Source organism: Mesoflavibacter zeaxanthinifaciens DSM 18436, from assembly GCF_000422365.1.
In the GTDB taxonomy this organism is placed as follows: domain Bacteria; phylum Bacteroidota; class Bacteroidia; order Flavobacteriales; family Flavobacteriaceae; genus Mesoflavibacter; species Mesoflavibacter zeaxanthinifaciens.
On sequence record NZ_AULQ01000012.1, the window covers coordinates 19,113 to 39,893 of the forward strand.

General features: G+C 30.3%; 18 protein-coding genes and 1 tRNA gene. 13 read left to right on the forward strand and 6 right to left on the reverse strand.

Going from position 1 to position 20,781, the window contains the following annotated elements; translation table 11 throughout:
• Window positions 1-20: 20 nt before the first annotated feature.
• The 3 genes from H574_RS0111485 to H574_RS0111495 form a co-directional block, all read right to left on the reverse strand.
• Complete coding sequence (locus H574_RS0111485) at window positions 21-227, reverse strand: YgaP family membrane protein (RefSeq protein WP_027880721.1); 207 nt, start codon at window positions 225-227, stop codon at window positions 21-23.
• A 125-nt stretch (window positions 228-352) separates the two neighbouring features.
• Window positions 353-426, reverse strand: a tRNA-Arg gene (locus tag H574_RS0111490).
• A 64-nt stretch (window positions 427-490) separates the two neighbouring features.
• The gene (locus H574_RS0111495; protein WP_027880722.1) at window positions 491-643 is read right to left on the reverse strand and encodes a hypothetical protein; all 153 of its coding nucleotides are present in this window, start codon (window positions 641-643) and stop codon (window positions 491-493) included.
• 553 nt (window positions 644-1,196) lie between these two features.
• Between H574_RS0111495 and H574_RS0111500 the strand changes: the two genes are divergently transcribed.
• Window positions 1,197-3,146: an endonuclease gene (locus H574_RS0111500; RefSeq protein ID WP_027880723.1), complete on the forward strand. Its 1,950-nt coding sequence runs from the start codon at window positions 1,197-1,199 to the stop codon at window positions 3,144-3,146.
• A 64-nt stretch (window positions 3,147-3,210) separates the two neighbouring features.
• Here H574_RS0111500 and H574_RS0111505 read toward each other — a convergent pair whose 3' ends face one another.
• Both H574_RS0111505 and H574_RS0111510 read right to left on the reverse strand, forming a co-directional pair.
• Complete coding sequence (locus H574_RS0111505; protein WP_027880724.1) at window positions 3,211-5,277, reverse strand: M56 family metallopeptidase; 2,067 nt, start codon at window positions 5,275-5,277, stop codon at window positions 3,211-3,213.
• 2 nt (window positions 5,278-5,279) lie between these two features.
• Window positions 5,280-5,639 (reverse strand): BlaI/MecI/CopY family transcriptional regulator, encoded by a 360-nt coding sequence (locus tag H574_RS0111510; protein WP_027880725.1) that lies wholly within the window; start codon window positions 5,637-5,639, stop codon window positions 5,280-5,282.
• 157 nt (window positions 5,640-5,796) lie between these two features.
• Here H574_RS0111510 and H574_RS0111515 point away from each other — a divergent pair, with 157 nt between their 5' ends.
• Window positions 5,797-6,738 (forward strand): calcium/sodium antiporter, encoded by a 942-nt coding sequence (locus H574_RS0111515; protein ID WP_027880726.1) that lies wholly within the window; start codon window positions 5,797-5,799, stop codon window positions 6,736-6,738.
• 69 nt (window positions 6,739-6,807) lie between these two features.
• Here the strand turns inward: H574_RS0111515 and H574_RS0111520 are convergent, their stop codons facing one another.
• Window positions 6,808-7,827 carry a glutamine synthetase beta-grasp domain-containing protein gene (locus tag H574_RS0111520; RefSeq protein WP_027880727.1) on the reverse strand — a complete coding sequence of 340 codons (1,020 nt, stop codon included), beginning with the start codon at window positions 7,825-7,827 and terminating at the stop codon, window positions 6,808-6,810.
• A gap of 182 nt (window positions 7,828-8,009) precedes the next feature.
• Between H574_RS0111520 and H574_RS0111525 the strand changes: the two genes are divergently transcribed.
• The 11 genes from H574_RS0111525 to prfA all read left to right on the forward strand — a co-directional run bounded on the left by H574_RS0111525 (window position 8,010) and on the right by prfA (window position 20,771).
• Window positions 8,010-10,196, forward strand: coding sequence for a glutamine synthetase III family protein (locus H574_RS0111525; RefSeq protein ID WP_027880728.1), 2,187 nt, complete (start codon window positions 8,010-8,012; stop codon window positions 10,194-10,196).
• Window positions 10,197-10,466: 270 nt separating this feature from the next.
• A complete protein-coding gene (locus H574_RS0111530) occupies window positions 10,467-11,582 on the forward strand; it encodes a hypothetical protein (protein ID WP_027880729.1) in 1,116 nt (371 codons plus the stop codon).
• A 90-nt stretch (window positions 11,583-11,672) separates the two neighbouring features.
• On the forward strand, window positions 11,673-12,200 hold the full coding sequence (locus H574_RS0111535; protein ID WP_027880730.1) for a hypothetical protein: 528 nt from the start codon (window positions 11,673-11,675) through the stop codon (window positions 12,198-12,200).
• 13 nt (window positions 12,201-12,213) lie between these two features.
• Window positions 12,214-12,987: a CsgE family curli-type amyloid fiber assembly protein gene (locus tag H574_RS0111540; protein WP_027880731.1), complete on the forward strand. Its 774-nt coding sequence runs from the start codon at window positions 12,214-12,216 to the stop codon at window positions 12,985-12,987.
• A 1-nt stretch (window position 12,988) separates the two neighbouring features.
• Window positions 12,989-13,390, forward strand: a complete 402-nt coding sequence (locus H574_RS0111545) for a curli production assembly/transport component CsgF (protein WP_027880732.1) — start codon at window positions 12,989-12,991, stop codon at window positions 13,388-13,390.
• A gap of 13 nt (window positions 13,391-13,403) precedes the next feature.
• A complete protein-coding gene (locus tag H574_RS14195) occupies window positions 13,404-14,879 on the forward strand; it encodes a CsgG/HfaB family protein (protein WP_081653211.1) in 1,476 nt (491 codons plus the stop codon).
• Between the two features lie 37 nt (window positions 14,880-14,916).
• On the forward strand, window positions 14,917-16,410 hold the full coding sequence (locus tag H574_RS0111555) for a carboxypeptidase regulatory-like domain-containing protein (protein WP_027880733.1): 1,494 nt from the start codon (window positions 14,917-14,919) through the stop codon (window positions 16,408-16,410).
• A 97-nt stretch (window positions 16,411-16,507) separates the two neighbouring features.
• Window positions 16,508-17,686 carry an AIR synthase related protein gene (locus H574_RS0111560; RefSeq protein WP_027880734.1) on the forward strand — a complete coding sequence of 393 codons (1,179 nt, stop codon included), beginning with the start codon at window positions 16,508-16,510 and terminating at the stop codon, window positions 17,684-17,686.
• Between the two features lie 15 nt (window positions 17,687-17,701).
• On the forward strand, window positions 17,702-18,652 hold the full coding sequence (locus H574_RS0111565) for a DUF3078 domain-containing protein (protein ID WP_027880735.1): 951 nt from the start codon (window positions 17,702-17,704) through the stop codon (window positions 18,650-18,652).
• Between the two features lie 284 nt (window positions 18,653-18,936).
• A complete protein-coding gene (locus H574_RS0111570; RefSeq protein ID WP_027880736.1) occupies window positions 18,937-19,461 on the forward strand; it encodes a hypothetical protein in 525 nt (174 codons plus the stop codon).
• A 233-nt stretch (window positions 19,462-19,694) separates the two neighbouring features.
• Window positions 19,695-20,771 (forward strand): peptide chain release factor 1, encoded by a 1,077-nt coding sequence (gene prfA / locus H574_RS0111575; RefSeq protein ID WP_027880737.1) that lies wholly within the window; start codon window positions 19,695-19,697, stop codon window positions 20,769-20,771.
• Window positions 20,772-20,781: the final 10 nt, after the last annotated feature.

The window sequence follows — 20,781 nt, forward strand, 5'->3', positions numbered from 1 at the left end:
TAAAAGGCTCTTTTTTTGTTTTATGATTTACGTCTATTAGTGTTAATGCCTAAAATTTTATACAATGGGCAAAAATTAATAAAACTTGTAATTAAAAAGATAATAGAAATAGCCATTAAAACGTAAGCTAATGTACCTTCTATTACATCTAAATAATATAATAAAGCAATAATAATAGCAATAAGCACGCGTAGGCTTTTATCTAAAGCTCCCATATTTTTTTTCATAACCTAAATAGTATTGATTAGTTATAAATAAATATAGCTATATACTTAATAATAAACAACTTGTTTTGTTTATAGTGTTTGTAAAACAAAAAAACCACGTCAAATAGACGTGGTTTTTATTGTTGTGACCTCGACAGGATTCAAACCTGTAACCTTCTGAGCCGTAATCAGATGCGCTATTCAGTTGCGCCACGAGGCCTTTTTTTTGTGGGTGCAAATATATTCCTTTTTTATATAAACATCAAAATTTATGTTATAAAAATTTAATCTAAAGCATTTTTAGTTACATAAAGTTTCCATCCAAAAATGGCTAATTGTAATTTACTAGCTTTACTAAGGTCTAAACCTTGTTTTGTATAACTGGGTAAGATTAACTTGTTTAGTTTGGCTAAAAGTTTAAAAAAAATCTTTTTCATGGTAAACCTTTTTACAAAACTACTGGTTTAATTAATGCTTGCCAAATAGCGAATTTTAAAAAAAAATGTAAAACTTATTCTAGACTAAGTTTTACTTTTTTGGTTTTTAGTAAATAATTGATGTAATAATATCAATTATTAATTTGGCAATTGTTAGCATAGTTTTTAAGGTTTAAGGGTTAATAAAAACAACCATTTAAATGATTGTTTTTTTAATATATATTTTTTCAATATTAACCTACAAGCAAAAGCAATAAAATCTATGAATTTGACTATTAAATATGAAGTAAAAAAATCAAAAAAGTTTCAACTTTTAAAAATATGCCTTCAACAAAGTTTTTAATTGAAATAATAAAATATATTTATTGTTTAAAAATGTAATAATTGTAGGGTTTTTTTTAGGGTGAAAATTTTTTACAAGGCAATTTTTATTTAAAAAACACCGATTTTAGAGATTTTCATTATTTTTCTACTCATAAAAAGGTTAATTAACGTTCATATAAAATTGTAACTCGTTTATAGTGGTATATTTGTAAAAATAATTCTCCCAAAAATGAAAAAGATAATTACTCTTTTATCACTGTTTATTGTGTCTATTAGTTACAGTCAAGCAGTTGTTATAAACGAATTAGATTGCGACACACCAGGAATTGATTATGGTGAGTTTGTAGAGCTAAAGTCTGCAACACCAAATTTTGCTTTAGATGGATATGTTTTAGTGTTTTTTAATGGCTCTGGTTCTGGTGGAGATAGTAGTTATTTTGCATTAGACTTAGATGGAGCAGTTACAGATGTTAATGGATTACTTTTAATAGGAAGTGATACGGTAACGCCTTATCCACAAGTTTTTATTGGTGAAAATTTGATTCAGAATGGAGCCGATGCTATAGCAATTTATCAAGCTAATGATTATGATTTTCCTGAAGGGACTTTAGCAACAACAACAAATCTAGTAGATGCTTTAGTTTATGATACTAGTGATTCTGATGATACGGTTTTAATGTCTTTATTAGGAGTTACAGAACAAATTAATGAAGGACCAGGAAATAATACTAACTCAATACAACGTAATAACGATGGGTCTTACACGTCTACAACACCAACACCAAGACAATTAAATGATGGTTCTGGAGTAATTTTAAATGCTTTAGAAATTGCTGTAAGTCAAACACAAGTTGATGAAGGAGCATCTTTCAATATTACTTTTACAGCGCAAAGTAATGTAGATTCTGATTACTCATTTAGCTTTATAATGAATAATCAAGGTTTTGATACTTCAGATTATACAGGAAATACATCTTTAACTATATTAAGCGGACAAAATCAAGTTAGCACAACAATTACCTTAATTGATGATGCTCTCAATGAAGGAGATGAAGAGCCTTTAATTAGGTTTGATAACTTGCCAACACCATTAATACCTTTTAACAATAATATTAAGATAAGAATTGTAGATAACGATTTTGTTGTCGCACCTTTTGGGACGCCAGTAAACCCAACTTTCGGAGTAGTTTCAAGCACGCAACCTACGGATTATTATGACAGTTTAGATGGCTTATCTGGAGCTGCTTTAGAGCAAGCTTTACAAGATATTATTGCAGATCCTACCGTTGTAAGAGCGCAAACTTATACAGATGTTATTGATATTTTAAAAGAAGCCGATCAAAATCCAGAAAACTCTAATCAAATTTGGATGGTTTATACAGAACAAGGTCGTGCAAAATTAGATTTTCAGACTAATGCAAGTAATATAGGTAAATGGAATAGAGAGCATACATTTCCTAGGTCTTTAGCAGGTTATAACAGTATTGAAGCTGATGATACAAGTGACGGAATTGATATTTATTGGACTACAGAAGCAGATTCATTACGTCATGGTAATAGTGATGCGCATGCATTAAGAGCTGTAGATGGTCAGGAAAATAGCTCAAGAGGAAATCAGCATTACGGACAATATACAGGACCAAGCGGCAATTTAGGAAGTTTTAAAGGCGATGTTGCTCGTAGTGTTTTATATATGCAAATAAGATATAATGGACTAAGTGTAGTTAATGGTTATCCCTCAACTACTGGGCAAATGGGAGATTTAGCAACTATTTTAGATTGGCATAGAAATGATCCACCAGACGATTTTGAAATGAATCGAAATAATGTAGTCTATAACTGGCAATTTAACCGTAACCCATTTATAGATCAACCAGATTTAGTAGAATACATTTGGGGAACACATGTTGGTGATACGTGGAATCAAAACTTAAGTACAGATACTTTTGAAACTTCTTTTGTTAAAATTTATCCAAATCCAACAACAGATAAATTATACGTTTCTGGAAAAGAACAAAATTACAATATCTCTATGTTTTCTTCAGAAGGACGATTAGTGCTAAAGCAACAAGTCGCTAATAACAACTATATAGATTTAAAAGTTGCTAGCGGCTTATATTTAGTCAAAATTGAAACTGAAAATAATCAAAGTTTGGTTAAAAAGATTTTAGTCGATTAAGACTAAATATGAAAATAAAAAAAGACCTTCATTTGAAGGTCTTTCTTTATTTTAGAGCTAATAATTATTTAGAACTAATAATTAAATTTCCTTTTAAATCATTACCGTATTTAATGGTAGGTATTCCATCTTCAGATGCAAAAGTAGCACTTGCTTTTTGCCCTTTTTTATCTTCTAAAGTAATTTTGATTTTAATTATTTCTCCTTCTTTATTTCTTTTTATTTTACTGGTTTTTACCTCTAAATCATAGTGCTCTTTCATAAAATTTTTATTTATGGCAATAGATTTGTCAGTTGTTGTTTTAGAAAGTGTAAATACTGCAGCATTTTTATTTACAATATCATTTTCAGAATATGCAACTTCAGAGACTTCGTAAGATATTTTCCAAGGATTTTTTTCTGTTGCTGTTATTTCTATAACTCCATCTTTTCCTTTGTCACCGTATTTAATAACTGCTTTTTCGTCTTTTAAAATAGTAATACTTTTAATTGAGTAACTTGGTATTTTAAAAAACTCTTCTTTAGTTATTTCTTCTTTATTTTTAATTATTAAAATTTTAGAATTTGGGTCATTTAATTTTTTTGATAAAAAATTAATGTCTTCAGGGTTTGTTCTATCTGCTTCAAAAACGTTAACCTCTGTAACACCAGGATTTATTTTCCATGGGTTTTCTTCAACCTCAGAAACTGTAACTACATTTACTTCTTCTTCGATCTTCCAAGGTTTTTTGTCTTTAGTAAAAACTTCAATAACACCGTTTTTACCTTTTTCTCCGTATTTGGTAATTGCTTTTTCTTCTTTTAAAACGTTTACAGAGTTGATATCTTCTGGACTTATTTTTTCTAATTGGTCTTTATTAGACTCTTTTTTATCGATGATAATTAATAAATCTTCATCTATTTCTTTAGTTTTAGTAGTATTCGTTTTTTCAAATACCCAACCAGAATTGGTGTATTTTTGATTGAATTTGTTTTGCTTAGAAGCAAAAATAAGTTCGTTATTTTCTACTTTTAAAGCGATGTTATCAATAGGTTTGTTTTTATAACTAAAAACTTTCACTGTTTTGAAGTCCTCGTTGTCTTTAAACTTAGCTTCAATTGAAATACTTGTAATTTCTTGATTATTATTTCTTTCTATTTCAGAAAATTTAATTTCTATTCCATCACCTTGTTTTTCTAAGTCTTTTTTTATTGATTTTAAATCTTTGTCTGTAGATTTTGATGTGATAACTGAAAGTTCAGTTTGCACAATGTTATTAGCGCTAGTGTTGTTATTTGCGATATAAACTTCTTTTGTGTTAAAACTCATTAAGAATAAAACTATAACAGGTATAACCAATGTTAGCTTTAATAAGTTGACATTTTTTGATTTTGATTTTTGTAGCATAATAATTCGTTTTTTGATTAATGATTGATAAAAGTTGTTTGATATTGATAATTGATTTTGTGATAAACTGGTTTTTAAAAGTAGTTTTTGGTAGCTTTTTACAGATTTGCTTTTTGCATTTGCTTGTTGGTCTGCTATAAATTCTAAATTTTGAATTATTTCCTTTTTATAAAGCCAAGAAAATGGATTAAACCATAAAACAACAGTTAATAAATTACAGATTAACACGTCTATAGAGTGAAGTTGTTTGGCGTGAGTTTTTTCATGTGCAATAACTTGTTCTAATTCTTTTTCGTTAAAATTATTTGGGTTGACTACAATGTTATTAAAGAATGAAAACGGTGCGAGATTGCTAGTTATTTCTATTAGCTTGTACTTGTTTTCGCTTTTAGAAATGCCGCTTTTTAATAACTTGTTTAATGAAAGGTATTGAAGTACAAGTCTTGCCAATAAAATAGAAGATACCAATAGGTAAGCTGAAAGTAAAATATTTTCAATATTTAAATGACTAGTTGGTTCTTGTGTATTGTTATTAGTTAATTGGTTTGTAGTTACAAATTGAAATGTTTCTGGAGTGTATTCTACATATATTGGAATGACTAAAAAAGGTAAAGAAAATGCTATAATAATTCCTGAAAGTAAAAACCATCTGTTAGATTGAAAAAAGGTTTCCTTTTGTAAAAACAGTTTGTAACAAACGTAAAAAATAATTGTAATCGCAGAAGATTCTATTAGATATTCCATAATTATTTTTGTTCTTCTATTAAACGAATAATGTCTTTTAACTCTTCTACAGAGATTTTTTCTTCTTTTGCAAAAAATGAAACTACATTTTTATAAGAACTATTAAAATAATTGTCGATAGCTGTGTTTATAAAGTTTTTTCGGTAATTCTCTTTTTTAACAATAGGGTAGTATCTGTGTGTTTTTCCAAATGCTTCATGACTAACGTAACCTTTGTCTTCAAGGTTTCTTACCATTGTAGATAAAGTGTTGTAATGTGGTTTATTGTCTTTATATTCAGCTAAAATATCCTTTACAAAAGCTTTTTCTAGCTTCCATAAAATGTGCATTATTTCTTCTTCTTTATTAGTTAGTTTTTCCATGAAAATGAATTTTACGCTAATATAACTATAAAAATAGTTATGTAACTAAAAATATAGTTTTTTAACTATTTTTTTAGTTTTTAATAGCTCGTGATAAATAAAAAAGAGAGTGTTAGATTTTAAAATTCAAAATGTATCTTCGCATAAAATATAATTTATGAGTATTGTTTTTTTAATCTTAGGATTTGTGCTTTTGGTTGTAGGAGGCGAGTATTTAGTAAGATCTTCGGTAGCATTATCCTTTAAACTTAATATTTCAAAAATAGTAATTGGTATGACGGTTGTATCTTTTGCAACGTCTGCACCAGAATTGTTGGTAAGTTTACAAGCTGCCTTAAAAGGTTCGCCAGCAATTGCAATTAATAATGTAGTAGGATCAAATATAGCTAATATTGGATTAGTTTTAGGTATTACAGCAATTGTAGGAGCTATTGCAATAGATAAATCATTTTACAGGCTAACTTGGCCTGTCATGATGGTGTTTTCTTTCGCATTGTATTATTTTTTATGGAATGATAGTCAATTAACTCCAATAGAAGGAGCAGTATTGTTTGTAGGTTTACTGTTGTTTATTGTTTACTTAATTAAAGGTCAAAAATCTACTGAAGAAGTTGAAGAAGTAGATGATGCGCTATCTGTAGTTTCTAATGTTAAAATTTTTATATGGTTGCTTATTGGTGCTTTAGCGCTTTATTTTGGAAGCGAATGGCTAGTAAAAGGAGCAACAGAAATAGCTCAGAAATTAGGTGTAAGTGAAGCTGTTATTGGTGTAACAATGATTGCAATTGGTACAAGTGTACCAGAATTAGCCGCTTCTGTAATTGCTGCAGCTAAACAAGAAAAAGCAATTTCTTTAGGTAATTTAATAGGTTCAAATATTTTTAATATAGGTTCTGTATTGGGTTTAACATCAATAATAAAAACTATCCCTATTGAAGAGCCTTTAATTTTGAGTCGAGATATTTTTTGGATGCTTTTGTTTGCAGCGGTTATACTTCCGTTAGGGTTAATTCCTAAAAAGAATACTATAGATAAATTTAAAGGGTTTGCTTTAGTAGTAGTTTACGCCACATTTATCTTTTTAGTTTTTAAAGGTTAAAACAGAAATAAAAAAAAACGCTTTCAAATTTTGAAAGCGTTTTTTAATGGATTTTAACAAAAAATGTTATTAACTAATATTAGCAGATTTTACTGTTTTTACAATTCTTCCTGCAATTTTGTAAGGATCACCGTTAGATGCTGGACGACGGTCTTCTAACCAACCTTTCCAACCTTTTTCCACAGTGATAATTGGTATTCTTATGGATGCACCTCTGTCAGATATACCATAACTAAAATCGTCTATACTAGCTGTTTCGTGTTCTCCTGTTAAACGTTGGTCGTTAAACTCACCATAAACAGCAATATGTTCTTTTACTACAGGTCTAAATGCTTCACAAATTTTTTCATAAATTTCTTTACTACCACAAGTTCTTAATACAGTGTTAGAGAAGTTGGCGTGCATACCAGAACCATTCCAATCCATATCCTTTCCTAATGGTTTTGGATGGTATTCAATATAGTAGCCATATTTTTCTGTTAATCTATCTAATAGGTATCTAGCAACCCAAATTTCATCACCAGCTTTTTTAGCGCCTTTAGCAAATAATTGAAATTCCCATTGTCCAGCAGCAACCTCTTGATTGATACCTTCAAAGTTTAATCCAGCTTCAATACATAAATCTGCATGTTCTTCTACTAAAGCTCTACCATGAGTGTTTCTTCCTCCAACAGAACAGTAGTATAAACCTTGAGGAGCAGGATAACCACCAACAGGGAAACCTAAAGGTAGTTGTGTTTTTTTATCCATGATAAAGTATTCTTGCTCAAATCCAAACCAGAAGTCGTTGTCATCATCATCTATTGTAGCTCTTCCATTAGAAACGTGTGGTGTACCATCTGGATTTAAAACTTCAGTCATTACTAAATAGCCATCTTTTCTTGCAGGGTCAGGATAAATAGCAACTGGTTTAAGTAAGCAGTCAGAAGAATCTCCTGTGGCTTGCTTTGTAGAGCTACCATCAAAAGACCAAATAGGGCAGTCTTCTAATTTACCGCTAAAGTTGTCTTCAACCTTAGTTTTGCTCCTCATGTTTTGTGTTGGATAGTAACCATCCAACCAGATGTACTCTAATTTAGATTTACTCATGGTATAAAAATTTTTATTAGTTATGTTGATGCAAATATATATAAATTATGATTTTACCTATAAAAAAATAAGGGTGATAATTTTAAATTTATTAAAAGAGTGTTGATAACCCTATTTTTTTTAGGGTATAATAAATTTATGATGCAAAAAATTGTAATTTCGCAAAAAACAATTACAATTTTATGTCTACATTAAGATTTCATGCAGTTAAACAGTCGCTACAACATAAGCCTGTATTTATAGAAGAAAAACAACGACGTTCAGAATTATTTGCTTCTCATGTTTTTAATGAAGCAACAATGCGTCAATATTTAACAAAAGATGCTTTTAATAGTGTTATAGATGCCATTCAATTAGGAAAAAAAATAGATAGAGTAGTTGCAGATCATATCTCAACAGGAATGAAAGAATGGGCAATCTCAAAAGGTGCTACGCATTATACGCATTGGTTTCAACCTTTAACAGGAGCAACAGCAGAAAAACACGATGCTTTTTTTGAAACTGTTGGCGGAGGCATGTCAATAGAAAAATTTGAGGGTAGTCAATTAGTGCAACAAGAACCAGATGCCTCTAGTTTTCCTAATGGAGGTATTAGAAACACCTTTGAAGCAAGAGGTTATACCGCTTGGGATCCTACATCTCCAGCTTTTATTTATGGTACAACTTTATGTATTCCTACTGTATTTGTATCATATACAGGTGAAGCTTTAGATTATAAAACACCATTATTAAGAGCGTTGCAAGCTGTAGATAGTGCGGCTGTAGCAGTTTGTAAATATTTTGATAAAAATGTAAAAAAGGTAAATGCGTCTTTAGGTTGGGAGCAAGAATACTTTTTAATTGATAGAAGTTTGGCAATGTCAAGACCAGATATTGTTTTAACAGGTAGAACATTGTTAGGTCATGCAGCAGCAAAAGGTCAGCAGTTAGATGATCATTATTTTGGAACAATTCCTAATCGAGCTATGTCTTTTATGAGAGATTTAGAAACCGAATGTATGTTACTAGGTATTCCTGTAAAAACAAGACATAATGAAGTTGCTCCAAATCAATTTGAATTAGCGCCAATTTTTGAAGAAGCTAATCTTGCGGTAGATCATAATTCATTATTAATGGATGTGATGGAAAAAATTGCAGGCAGACATAACTTTAAGGTGTTATTTCATGAAAAACCTTTTGCAGGTGTAAACGGATCTGGAAAGCATAATAATTGGAGTTTAAGTACAGATACAGGAGTTAATCTTTTAAGTCCAGGTAAAACACCAATGAGTAACCTTCAGTTTTTAACCTTTTTTATAAATACAATTAAAGCGGTTGGTGATAATGAAGAGTTGCTTCGTGCTTCAATCGCTTCTGCAAGTAATGATCATAGGTTAGGAGCAAATGAAGCGCCACCAGCAATAATTTCGGTGTTTATAGGAGAGCAACTTACAAAAACTTTAAAAGAGCTTGAAAATGTTACCGATGGAAAACTTTCACCTGAAGAAAAAACAGATCTAAAATTAAATGTAGTCGGTAAAATTCCTGATGTACTTTTAGATAATACAGATAGAAATAGAACATCTCCATTTGCTTTTACAGGAAATAAATTTGAGTTTAGAGCAGTAGGATCTACAGCAAACTGTGCTAATCCAATGACGGTCTTAAATACTATCGTCGCAAAGCAGTTAATAGATTTTAAAGTTGAGGTTGATAAATTAATCGACAATAAGAAAATGAAAAAAGACGATGCTATCTTTAATGTGTTAAGAGAGTATATTAAAAAGTCTAAAAATATCCTTTTTGAAGGGAATGGTTACGGAGAAGCTTGGGAAAAAGAAGCTAAAAAAAGAGGTTTAAGTAATAATAAGACAACACCAGAAGCTTTAAAAGCAAAAGTATCTAAAAAAGCGTTGACACTTTTTGAAGAATTAGGAGTAATGAATAAAGTAGAATCGGAAGCACGTTATGAAATAGAAATGGAAGAATATGCTATGCGTATTCAAATAGAAGGAAGAGTCTTAGGTGACATAGCAAGAAACCATGTAGTGCCAACAGCTGTAAAGTATCAAAACACACTAATTAAAAACGTACAAGGCTTAAAAGCTATTTATGATAAGGATTTTAAAAAACTAGCAAAAGAGCAATTGATGTTAATAGAATCAATATCAAATCATATAGAAGCGATAAACTCTGGAGTAACAAAAATGATTACTGCTAGAAAAACATCAAATAATATAGAAGATGTTTATAAAAAAGCTATAGCCTATTGCAATGATGTAAAACCTCTTTTTAATGAAATTAGATACCATTGTGATAAGTTAGAATTATTAGTTGATGACGAGATTTGGCCACTCACAAAATACCGTGAATTGCTATTTACTAAATAAAGAGTTTTACTTGAAAGTTATCAAATTATCAATTTTATATAAAAATTTTTAAATTATATCTACGTAGGTCTACGTAGATATGATTTTTCTTCAATTTTTAAAGTTTTTATTTGTAGGAATTATCTGAAGTGATTTTTGCATTTCAGCGATAAATTTATTTGTGATAACGAATAATTGGTTAAAAACAATAATTAATTATGGTTATTCAAAAATAGCATCTCAATATTTCTATATATTTGTATCAGCTATTAATCAATAAATTTATTCACAATGAAAAAATTAATTTTCAGTGCAGCAGCACTAATGTGTGCGTCTATGATGTTCGCACAAAGCAATGACAGTAAAGTGTATCAAAATGGTACAATGAACGACTCTGACGTATTCCAAAAGGGTATGAGCAACGAATCTACAGTTGATCAAAAAGGTTCAGTAAACGCATTAAGTGGTTACATGAATGATGCCGATGTAGAACAAAGAGGTAACGACAACTGGTCTAAAGTTAAACAAGACGGTGATGAAAACATCGCTGATGTAAGACAAGTTGGTAACGATAACACTGCAGAAATAGATACAGGTGTTGGTTATGCTCAAGAAAATACTGCAATGACTGAGCAATTAGGTAACAACAACGATTCTTACCAAAAACAACGTTACGATTTTAATGAAGCTTATGTTTACCAATCAGGTAATAACAACAGCGCAAGTCAAGATCAAAACAGTAACCCAAACCAAACTACACCTGGTAACTTTGCAGACGCATATCAAGTAGGAAATGGTAACGATTCTGATCAAAAACAAGTTGGTCATAATGGTGGTGGTTACAACGCTGTTGGTGCATTAGCAGGAGCTTATGTAGCTCAAGTAGGTAACTTAAACGTTGCAGATCAAGACCAAAACGGTAACTACAACAGTGCAAGCATTGTTCAAGGAGACTCTAGAAACAAAGCTTTTCAAACTCAAATAGGTGATGATAACTATGCATTATCATTCCAAAATGATTTAGGTTCTGGTGGAAGAAACTTCTCTGATCAAATGCAAGATGGTGATAGAAACGTTGCTGTTGTAGACCAAGGTATTAACTATGATGAGAAAAATAAAGCTTGGCAAACACAAATGGGAGATGATAACAATGCTTATGCTTACCAAGATGGTTTAATGAACAAGTCTCGTCAAGAACAAGATGGAGATCGTAATGGTTCTGATGTTTACCAAGACGGTACTAGCAACTTTGCTAGATCAGTACAAAATGGTGATGATAACTATTCTGATATTATTCAAGTTGGGAATGATAATGAAGGTAGAGTTTTCCAAACAGGAAGCTTCCATACTTCTTTAGTTGACCAAATTGGTGTGAGTAATACAAGCATTACTGTACAAAAAGACTAATTAAATTTTAAATAAATTTAATTACAAATTATTAAGATAAAGTGAGGCAGGAGGTAACAATCCTGCCTTATTTTTTAAATTTAAATAATTATGAAAAAGCAACTAATATTAATATTACTTTCATTGTTTAGCGTTTTTTCTTTTTCTCAAAATGCTATTTTGTCATCAACAGAAACTGATGAAGATGGTAATGTTATAGATCAAAATCAAGAATTAGCTATAGTTAGTAATGCTGTAAATAATAGTCAACAAAACGCATCACAACTACAAATAAATAGTAAGAGTGTTTATGTTACACAAATAGGAGATTATAATACAGTAGAAGCAGTAGTCTCTGCACCAAAATATAATGTAGATTTAAATCAGGTAGGAGATGATAATTTAATAGATGTAAAATTAAAAGCAACTAAGCTTATAGATTATCAGGTGCTACAAGTAGGAGATAATAATACGGTAATAGATTATAATTTTGGTAATCAAAAAGTTATAAATTCATCTTTTAATCAAATAGGTGATAATTTAAAAATAGAAAATTATGGTTCAAACTCTATTTCAGAAAAATTACAAATCAATATGACTGGACAAAGCAGAACAATAACCATAAATAATTATAAATAAACTTAAAAACTAGATGGTTTCTATTTATAAATACAAACTATTAATTGTTGTTTTATTGTTTTCAATATCAAATTTGGTTGCGCAAAGAATAACTAATAGAGATATAGAAGCAAAAATAGATACGTCTAGCTTAAATGGTATATATCAAATCAAAAGTATAGCCTTTAATAAAACAGAAGTTTACAAAACACTTAAATATGATTTTAGTGTTATAAAGAAAAATAAAAAGACTAATAACTCCTCAAAAAATAAACAAGAAGGATTATTTGCTTTAGAGCCTAACCAGACAATGGAGCTGTCTCAAACATCAATTAATTTGTCAGAAAATGACGAAGTTGTTATTTTTTTACTAATTTACGAAGAAGAAAATCTGGTTGGTAAAAAAATAATTAACCTATCAACTTCTAATAATTTAAAAAAAACAGTTAAACCTAAAGAAGAAAGTTTAACTATAGATGTTGATGATACAAGTGAAGATGGAGTAGAAATTAAAGGCTTAGTAACAGATGAAACACGAACCAAATTTGGAAGAGAGTTTTATGAAGCTTTTGCAAATAGATATAGAGAAGATGGTGTTAATGCTGCAAAAGTTATTGTAGTAGAAGAAAAATTTAGTCTAGGAAGAAGAACAATAATAGAAGTAAAGATTGATGATAATTTAGTTTATCAATTTTTGATTAAACCAGATCCAGAATCAATAAGAAAGCATTCGGAGTCTTGTTTAAGATACGTAAAAAGGTATCTTATAAGAGAAAAAGAAAATGCTAAACGAATAAAAGAGTATTAACATGAAAAGTTTAATAACACTTGTAGGTTTACTAATTAGTATGACTAGTTTTAGTCAGGATTTGGTTTACAAACCAAAAAATCCTGCTTTTGGAGGAGATACATTTAATTATAATTGGTTATTAAGTTCTGCAGAATCTCAAAACTTGTTAGAGGATCCTGATGCACAAGATGATAATGATGGATCAGAATTAGAAAACTTTTCAGAAAACTTAAACAGTCAAATTTTAAATCAACTTTCTAGATCATTATTTGCAGATCAAATAGGTGCAGATGGATTGTCTGAAGGTACATATACCTTCGGTACGTTATCTGTAGAAGTATATCCTTCTGGTAATGGTTTAGTGGTAGATATATTAGATACAGGAACAGGAGAACAAACACAGCTTATTATCCCCAATTAATCAATAATTTTAAATGACTAAAATCAATAATTTAAACATTGTTGTTCTAATTATTTGTGCTATTATATTAACGTCTTGTGGAACTTATTTTAACCAACCATATCAACAAGAACGAGCAAAATTAGGAGAACAAACTAAGGCTAATAAAAACTTAATAAACCTACCGCCACCAAAAGAACCAATAGTTGTTGGTGTTTACAATTTTAGAGACCAAACAGGTCAATATAAACCAACAGAAAACGGTAGTTCTTTTAGTACAGCTGTAACACAAGGCGCTACAACAATTTTAACAAAAGCGTTAGAAGATTCTAAATGGTTTACTGTAATAGAAAGAGAAAACTTTACAAATCTTTCTACAGAGAGGAATATAATTAGATCAACAAGAAAGCAATATAGGCAAACCACCAATCCAAACGAACCTCAATTACCACCATTATTATATGCAGGTGTGTTGTTAGAAGGAGGTATAATTTCTTACGACTCTAATATTATAACTGGTGGTTTTGGAGCAAGATATTTTGGTTTAGGAGGATCAACACAATATCGACAAGATAGAATAACAGTATATCTTAGAGCAGTTTCTACATCTAACGGAGAAGTGTTAAAAACCGTTTATGTTTCAAAAACTATATTGTCTCAAGCTATAGATGCAAGTTTATTTAGATATGTAAAATTTAAAAGATTATTAGAGGCAGAAACTGGAATTACAAAAAATGAACCAGGACAAATGGCAGTTACAGAAGCAATTGAAAAAGCGGTAGAGGCTTTAATTATTGAAGGAATTAAAGATCAATTATGGGCTCCTCAAGCAACACAAGAGGCTTCTAAGAAGTTAGTTGATGATTATCTCTTAGAAAAATCTGATGCTATGTCTACAGAGATTTACGATAGGTTATTAATAAAAAGAAGAGGTAAGACAGCAGTTACAGGTGCTTTAGGTTTATCTAGGATTAGTGGTGATTTACCAAATCCAGAATTTGAGTTTAATAGTAAGATTGGGTTTAAATACTTTTTAAATCCTGCTATAAATGTAAATTTTACCTACAACAAATTTAATTTAAAAAATAAACAGCTGCTTAATGAAGGTTACATGTCTTTTGATTTGAATGCAGAATATGTCATGTTACCATACGATAAGTTTACACCTTATGTTTTCGCAGGGGTAGGATCTAATGCTTCAAATTATTTTGATACTATAGATTTAAAAATGCAATTTGGAGCAGGTTTAGAATATATGGTGAATAATAATATAGGTGTATTTGGCTATGCAGAGCACAATACTGCATTTACAGATCAATTAGACTTTGTAGAGGCAGGTAAAAGAGATGATATGTATTACAGGTTTGGGATTGGCGTTAATTATTATTTTTCTGCACCAAAGAGTAATAAAGACCTGAAAAAACAACAGAAAAGAGAGTTAAAACAAGAAAAGCGTAGGATTAGAAAAGAGAATCTTAAACAAAAAAAGGATTCAACAAAAGAAGAATAAACTTGTTTAAATCGATTAGCTATTAATTAAATAAACCATGAAAAATCACATACTCAAAATATTTTTTACAATAAGCGCTTTAGTTCTTTTTTGTGCTTGTAGTGAAGAAACTATCACAATAACAGGACAAGGTACTTTAACAGGTAAAGTAGTAGAAAAAAGTACTAACATACCATTAGAAAATGTAAAAATCTCTACTAATCCAAATACTAGTACAATTTTTTCTGATTCGGAAGGGAATTTTCAAATTTCTAATATAGACGTAGGAGATTATTCAGTCAAAGCAGAAAAAGAAGGGTATATTGTAAAGTTTGAAGGTGCAACAATTCAAGAGTCCGTTTCTGCTAATGTTATTTTTGAACTTGAAATTGAAACAGCAAATAATGATGCACCAAACGCACCTATATTGCTAGAGCCTTTAAATGATAGTGTGGAAGTTGGACTAAGCGTAGATTTAGTTTGGTCCGGATCAGATCCAGAAGAGGATGAGTTAACTTACTCTGTAGAAATTTTAAATGATCAAAATGCAGATGTAATAAGTTTTACAGAAATTACAGATACTACATTAACAGTTTCTGGTTTAATGTATAACACAAAATATTTTTGGCAAGTAACCGCTAATGATGGTATTAATAATTCTGTATCTAGCAATGTTTTCAACTTTAGAACTATTGAGTTTCCAGAAAATAGAATTTTCTTCACTCGAAAAATAAACGGAAATAATGTTATCTTTTCTACAGATGATGACGGGAATGAGATACAGTTAACCTCTCAAAATAACAATTCATGGAGACCTCGTAAAGCACAATCTTTAAATAAAATTGCATTTTTAAGAAGTAATGGAGGACAAACACATGTTTTTACTATGAATTTAGATGGTTCAGATGTTCAGCAAATAACATCTGCTGTACCAGTAAATGGATTTAATTTTGAAGAAATAGACTTTGAATGGACAAATAATGATTCTCAAATTTTATATCCAAGTTTTGATAAATTGTATGTAATAGATTCAGACGGATCTGGATTAAATCAAATATATCAAACATCTAATGGTAATTTTATAACCGAAGTAGATTGGAATCAAAACACATCCACAATAGCCTTAAAGACAAACAATAGTAATGGTTATGAGGTAGAGATTTTTACAATAAATACATCTGGAGTAGTTCAGGATATAATTTTACAAGGTATAACAGGAGCTGCAGGAGGAATTGATTTATCCTTTGACGGTACAAAACTATTATATACAAGAGACGTTACCGGTAACGAAAATCAAGAGTATAGACAATTAAACTCTCAAGTATTTATTTATGATTTAACAACGATGACAACAAATAGTACTGTGTCTTTTGAAAAACCACCAGGGACTAATGATTTAGATGCTAAATTTTCTCCAACAGAAGCAGAAATTATAATAGAAAACACACCAAATGATGGATTGTCGCAAAGTAATATTTATAAACTAACATTAGGTCAGGTTAACGGAAGAGAGTTGATTGAGGAAGATGCAAAAATGCCTGATTGGAAATAAAAAAGTTTACCAACCACATCAAAATAACCCTTAAAAGCACACATAAATATTTGTGTGCTTTTTTTTTATAAATATCTTTGTAGCTTAACACAACACAATGAGTTCCGAAATTTCTAAACGCTACAGTCAAAGAGGTGTTTCTGCTTCAAAAGAAGATGTGCACAACGCCATAAAAAACATAGATAAAGGATTATTCCCAAAAGCCTTTTGTAAAATTGTGCCAGATTACCTAACAAACGATTCTGACTATTGTTTAATAATGCATGCAGATGGTGCAGGAACAAAGTCGTCTTTAGCATACATGTACTGGAAAGAAACTGGAGATTTATCAGTTTGGAAAGGTATAGCGCAAGATGCTTTAATAATGAATATTGACGATCTACTTTGTGTAGGAGCAACAGATAATATTATGTTGTCTTCAACCATAGGAAGAAATAAAAATTTAATTCCAGGTGAAGTTATTTCGGCAATAATTAATGGTACAGAAGAGTTAATTGAAGAGCTTAAAAACTTTGGGGTAACGATACATTCAACTGGTGGTGAAACAGCAGATGTTGGTGATTTGGTAAGAACAATCATTGTAGATTCTACGGTAACAGCAAGAATGAATAGAGCAGATGTTATTGATAATGCTAATATCAAAGCAGGAGATGTTATTGTTGGATTAGAAAGTTTTGGCCAAGCTACTTATGAAAAAGAGTATAATGGCGGAATGGGAAGTAACGGTTTGACTTCTGCAAGACACGATGTTTTTAATAAATATTTAGCTAAGAAATATCCAGAAAGTTTTGATGCTTCAGTACCAGAAGATTTGGTATATTCTGGTCAAATTAAATTAACAGATAAGGTAGAAAATTCGCCAATAGATGCTGGTAAATTAGTGTTGTCTCCAACGCGTACCTATGCACCAATTATCAAGCAAATTCTTTCAAAATATACAAGTGAAGACATCCATGGGATGATTCATTGTAGTGGCGGAGCGCAAACAAAAATTCTTCACTTCATAGATAATTTACATGTTGTAAAGGATAACATGTTTTCAATTCCACCATTATTTAAACTAATACAAGAGCAGTCAAAAACAGACTGGAAAGAAATGTATCAAGTATTTAATTGTGGGCATAGAATGGAATTGTATGTTAATCCAGAAGTAGCAGAAGAGATTATAAAAATTTCAAAATCATTTAATGTTGATGCTCAAATTGTTGGACGTGTAGAAGCATCTTCAACAAAAAAACTTACAATAGAAAGCGAATACGGAACGTTTACCTACTAACAATAAACTATAATTATGAGATTTTTTCTTTTAATCTTAGCTGTTTGTGTATCCCAAATAACACAAGCGCAAGAAACAGATTCGATTGTAAAAACCTTAGATACTTTAACTTGGAAACAAGTTAATCGTGTTGGTTTAGATATAAACGAGGTTACGTTTGTAAACTGGAGTGCTGGTGGTGCTAATTCAATTTCGGCACTTTTAGCTTTAAATTCTAGCTTACGTTACAAGAAGAATAATTTAATATGGTTTAATGCTATAAGAACACGTTATGGTATCAATAAGCAAGAAGATCAATTACTAAGAAAAACTGAAGACGAACTTGAGTTAATCTCTACAATTGGTTACAGAAAAGACACGATATCTAATTGGTATTTTTCAGGTAGATTTAACTTTAAAACACAATACTCTAATGGGTATAATTATCCTAACAGAGATAATCCTATTTCTCGTTTTATGGCACCAGGATACGTGTTTGTAGGTGGTGGAGCAGAGTATGGAAAAAATATAGAAAAGCTTTCATTTTATTTATCGCCTTTAACCTTTAAAGGGACATTTGTATTAGACCAAAAATTAGCAGACAATGGTGCATTTGGTGTAGCACCAGCAGTTTATGATATAGACGGAAATAAAATACAAGATGGAGAAATGATGCGGACCGAAATGGGAATTTTAATAACCAATGCCTACGAAGCTCAAGTTATGGAGAATATTTACCTACGTAACCAGTTAAGCTTGTATACAGATTATTTAAACAGTTTTGGTAATATTGATGTAGATTGGGAAGTAGTATTTGACTTTAAAGTAAACAATTTTGTAAAAGCTACGTTAGGATCTCATATAAAATATGATAATGATATTAAAATTATAGAAGAAGCCGAGACCGAAGAAGCAGATGCTATAGAACGCGGTGCATCTATACAATGGAAACAACTTTTAGGTATAGGAGTTGTTGTAGATTTTTAGTATATTTAATGGTTGCTTCTTTTAATAGGTTTTTGTTAAAATCTGCTGCGGTCTATTAAAAAGATGTGTCAGTTTACAAAACACCTTTTCCAATTAAGTAGGGTTTTTAATGAATTCTAAACAAGCCATAAAAGTTGTTATCGCATTACTCTTAATAGTCAACTTATTTATCAGTATATTTTTTTGATGTGCTAACTTTTAGAACTGTTAGAGCTATATCTGTATTATTTATTCTAATATATTTTTTACTTTTCACTATTAAAGACTATCTAATACTTTCTTTTGTGTGTCTGCTTTTATCTGCAGATATTTTAGATCTTTACTTTGATAGTCCGCTTATCCCAGAATACTATTTTGTTGTAAAAATATCTGCCTACCTGCTTTTATTGCAAAGAGTTTTAAAAAAGACTAATTTTTTAAACGTAAAAATAAGAGATGTATTAATAGTTTCAGCAATAGCAATACTAAATATACTTATAGGTATTAGGTCGTTATATCAAGTTTCTCTAAAAACAGCATCTAATTTAGAGTTGACCTTACTTTTTATATATGGATTTGTTTTGGTATTAGTAGGTACTTTTGTAGCTAATTATTACTTCAGGTACGTTTCCAAAAGAGCATTCTATTTTACTACTTTTGTTTACTTAATCATGTTTGCAGATGTTTCAGGCTATGTCGCTAATTACTTTGATATTTATTTCTTTAATTATTTAGAGAGGTTTTACTACTTTTTAGGATTTTTTTATATGGCATTTTACCTCATTTATACTAATGAGCTAGACGATCAAGAAAATAAACTTTTCGAATAATTATTGATGTGATTTTTGTTTAGCAAAACAAAAAGTAAATTTATAAGTCACGACCAGATAAAAAATGATTTATACAAATAGAAAATACTTTTTAATTGTTTGGTCATGTGTGCTATAAAAATAGTTTTTGTTTGTAATAAATATATGTATTAATTATTTAGTGTTTGATCAGGATAATTAAATATTGCAAATTCATAAATTATCGTATTTTTGTTTTTCAACAAAAAAGATAGATGTTAGAGAAGTTACAAATTGTAAAACAACGTTTTGATGAGGTTAGCGATTTAATAATCCAACCAGATATTATATCAGATCAAAAGCGTTATGTAGAGTTAAATAAAGAATATAAAGACCTTCGTGTATTAATGGATAAGCGCGAAGAGTATATAGAACTTACCAATAACTTAAAAGAAGCAGAAGAAATTATTTCTGACGGAAGCGATGCCGAAATGGTCGAAATGGCTAAAATGCAATACGACGATGCTAAAACAGGTATCCCTAAATTAGAAGAAGAAATACGTATGCTTCTAATACCAAAAGATCCACAAGATTCTAAAAATGCGGTAGTCGAATTACGTGCAGGAACTGGTGGAGACGAAGCTAGTATCTTTGCTGGTGACTTATTTAGAATGTACACTAAGTATTGCGAAGGTAAAGGTTGGAAAGTAGACGTTGTAGATTATAGCGAAGGTACAAATGGTGGTTTTAAAGAAATTCAATTTGAAGTATCTGGAGAAGACGTTTACGGCACATTAAAATTTGAAGCAGGTGTTCATCGTGTACAACGTGTCCCACAAACTGAAACTCAAGGACGTGTGCATACCAGTGCAGCAACTTGTATGGTGTTTCCAGAAGCAGAAGAGTTTGATGTAGAAATAGATCCTAAAGATGTACGTATAGACTACTTCTGTTCTTCAGGACCAGGAGGACAATCTGTAAACACAACTTATTCTGCAGTACGTTTAACACATACACCAACAGGCTTAGTAGCGCAATGTCAAGACCAAAAGTCGCAACATAAAAATAAAGAAAAAGCTTTTAAAGTATTACGTTCTAGATTATACGATTTAGAATTAGCAAAAAAGATGGAAGAAGAAGCTGCTTTAAGAGGAACAATGGTAACAAGTGGAGACAGAAGTGCAAAAATTAGAACATACAACTATCCTCAAGGACGTGTTACAGACCATCGTATTGGCTTAACTTTATACGATTTATCAAACATCGTTAATGGAGATATCCAAAAAATTATAGACGAGTTACAATTAGCAGAAAACACTGAAAAGTTAAAAGCTAGTGACGAGACTATTTAACCTTAACTAA

Coding starts and splice junctions, on each gene's coding strand:
- H574_RS0111545 (WP_027880732.1), top strand. CDS start 12,989: ATGAAAAGTTTAATAACACTTGTAGGTTTACTAATTAGTATGACTAGT.
- H574_RS14195 (WP_081653211.1), top strand. CDS start 13,404: ATGACTAAAATCAATAATTTAAACATTGTTGTTCTAATTATTTGTGCT.
- H574_RS0111530 (WP_027880729.1), top strand. CDS start 10,467: ATGAAAAAATTAATTTTCAGTGCAGCAGCACTAATGTGTGCGTCTATG.
- H574_RS0111540 (WP_027880731.1), top strand. CDS start 12,214: ATGGTTTCTATTTATAAATACAAACTATTAATTGTTGTTTTATTGTTT.
- H574_RS0111525 (WP_027880728.1), top strand. CDS start 8,010: ATGTCTACATTAAGATTTCATGCAGTTAAACAGTCGCTACAACATAAG.
- H574_RS0111515 (WP_027880726.1), top strand. CDS start 5,797: ATGAGTATTGTTTTTTTAATCTTAGGATTTGTGCTTTTGGTTGTAGGA.
- H574_RS0111500 (WP_027880723.1), top strand. CDS start 1,197: ATGAAAAAGATAATTACTCTTTTATCACTGTTTATTGTGTCTATTAGT.
- H574_RS0111520 (WP_027880727.1), bottom strand. CDS start 7,827: ATGAGTAAATCTAAATTAGAGTACATCTGGTTGGATGGTTACTATCCA.
- H574_RS0111510 (WP_027880725.1), bottom strand. CDS start 5,639: ATGGAAAAACTAACTAATAAAGAAGAAGAAATAATGCACATTTTATGG.
- H574_RS0111565 (WP_027880735.1), top strand. CDS start 17,702: ATGAGATTTTTTCTTTTAATCTTAGCTGTTTGTGTATCCCAAATAACA.
- H574_RS0111505 (WP_027880724.1), bottom strand. CDS start 5,277: ATGGAATATCTAATAGAATCTTCTGCGATTACAATTATTTTTTACGTT.
- H574_RS0111535 (WP_027880730.1), top strand. CDS start 11,673: ATGAAAAAGCAACTAATATTAATATTACTTTCATTGTTTAGCGTTTTT.
- H574_RS0111485 (WP_027880721.1), bottom strand. CDS start 227: ATGAAAAAAAATATGGGAGCTTTAGATAAAAGCCTACGCGTGCTTATT.
- H574_RS0111495 (WP_027880722.1), bottom strand. CDS start 643: ATGAAAAAGATTTTTTTTAAACTTTTAGCCAAACTAAACAAGTTAATC.
- prfA (WP_027880737.1), top strand. CDS start 19,695: ATGTTAGAGAAGTTACAAATTGTAAAACAACGTTTTGATGAGGTTAGC.
- H574_RS0111560 (WP_027880734.1), top strand. CDS start 16,508: ATGAGTTCCGAAATTTCTAAACGCTACAGTCAAAGAGGTGTTTCTGCT.
- H574_RS0111555 (WP_027880733.1), top strand. CDS start 14,917: ATGAAAAATCACATACTCAAAATATTTTTTACAATAAGCGCTTTAGTT.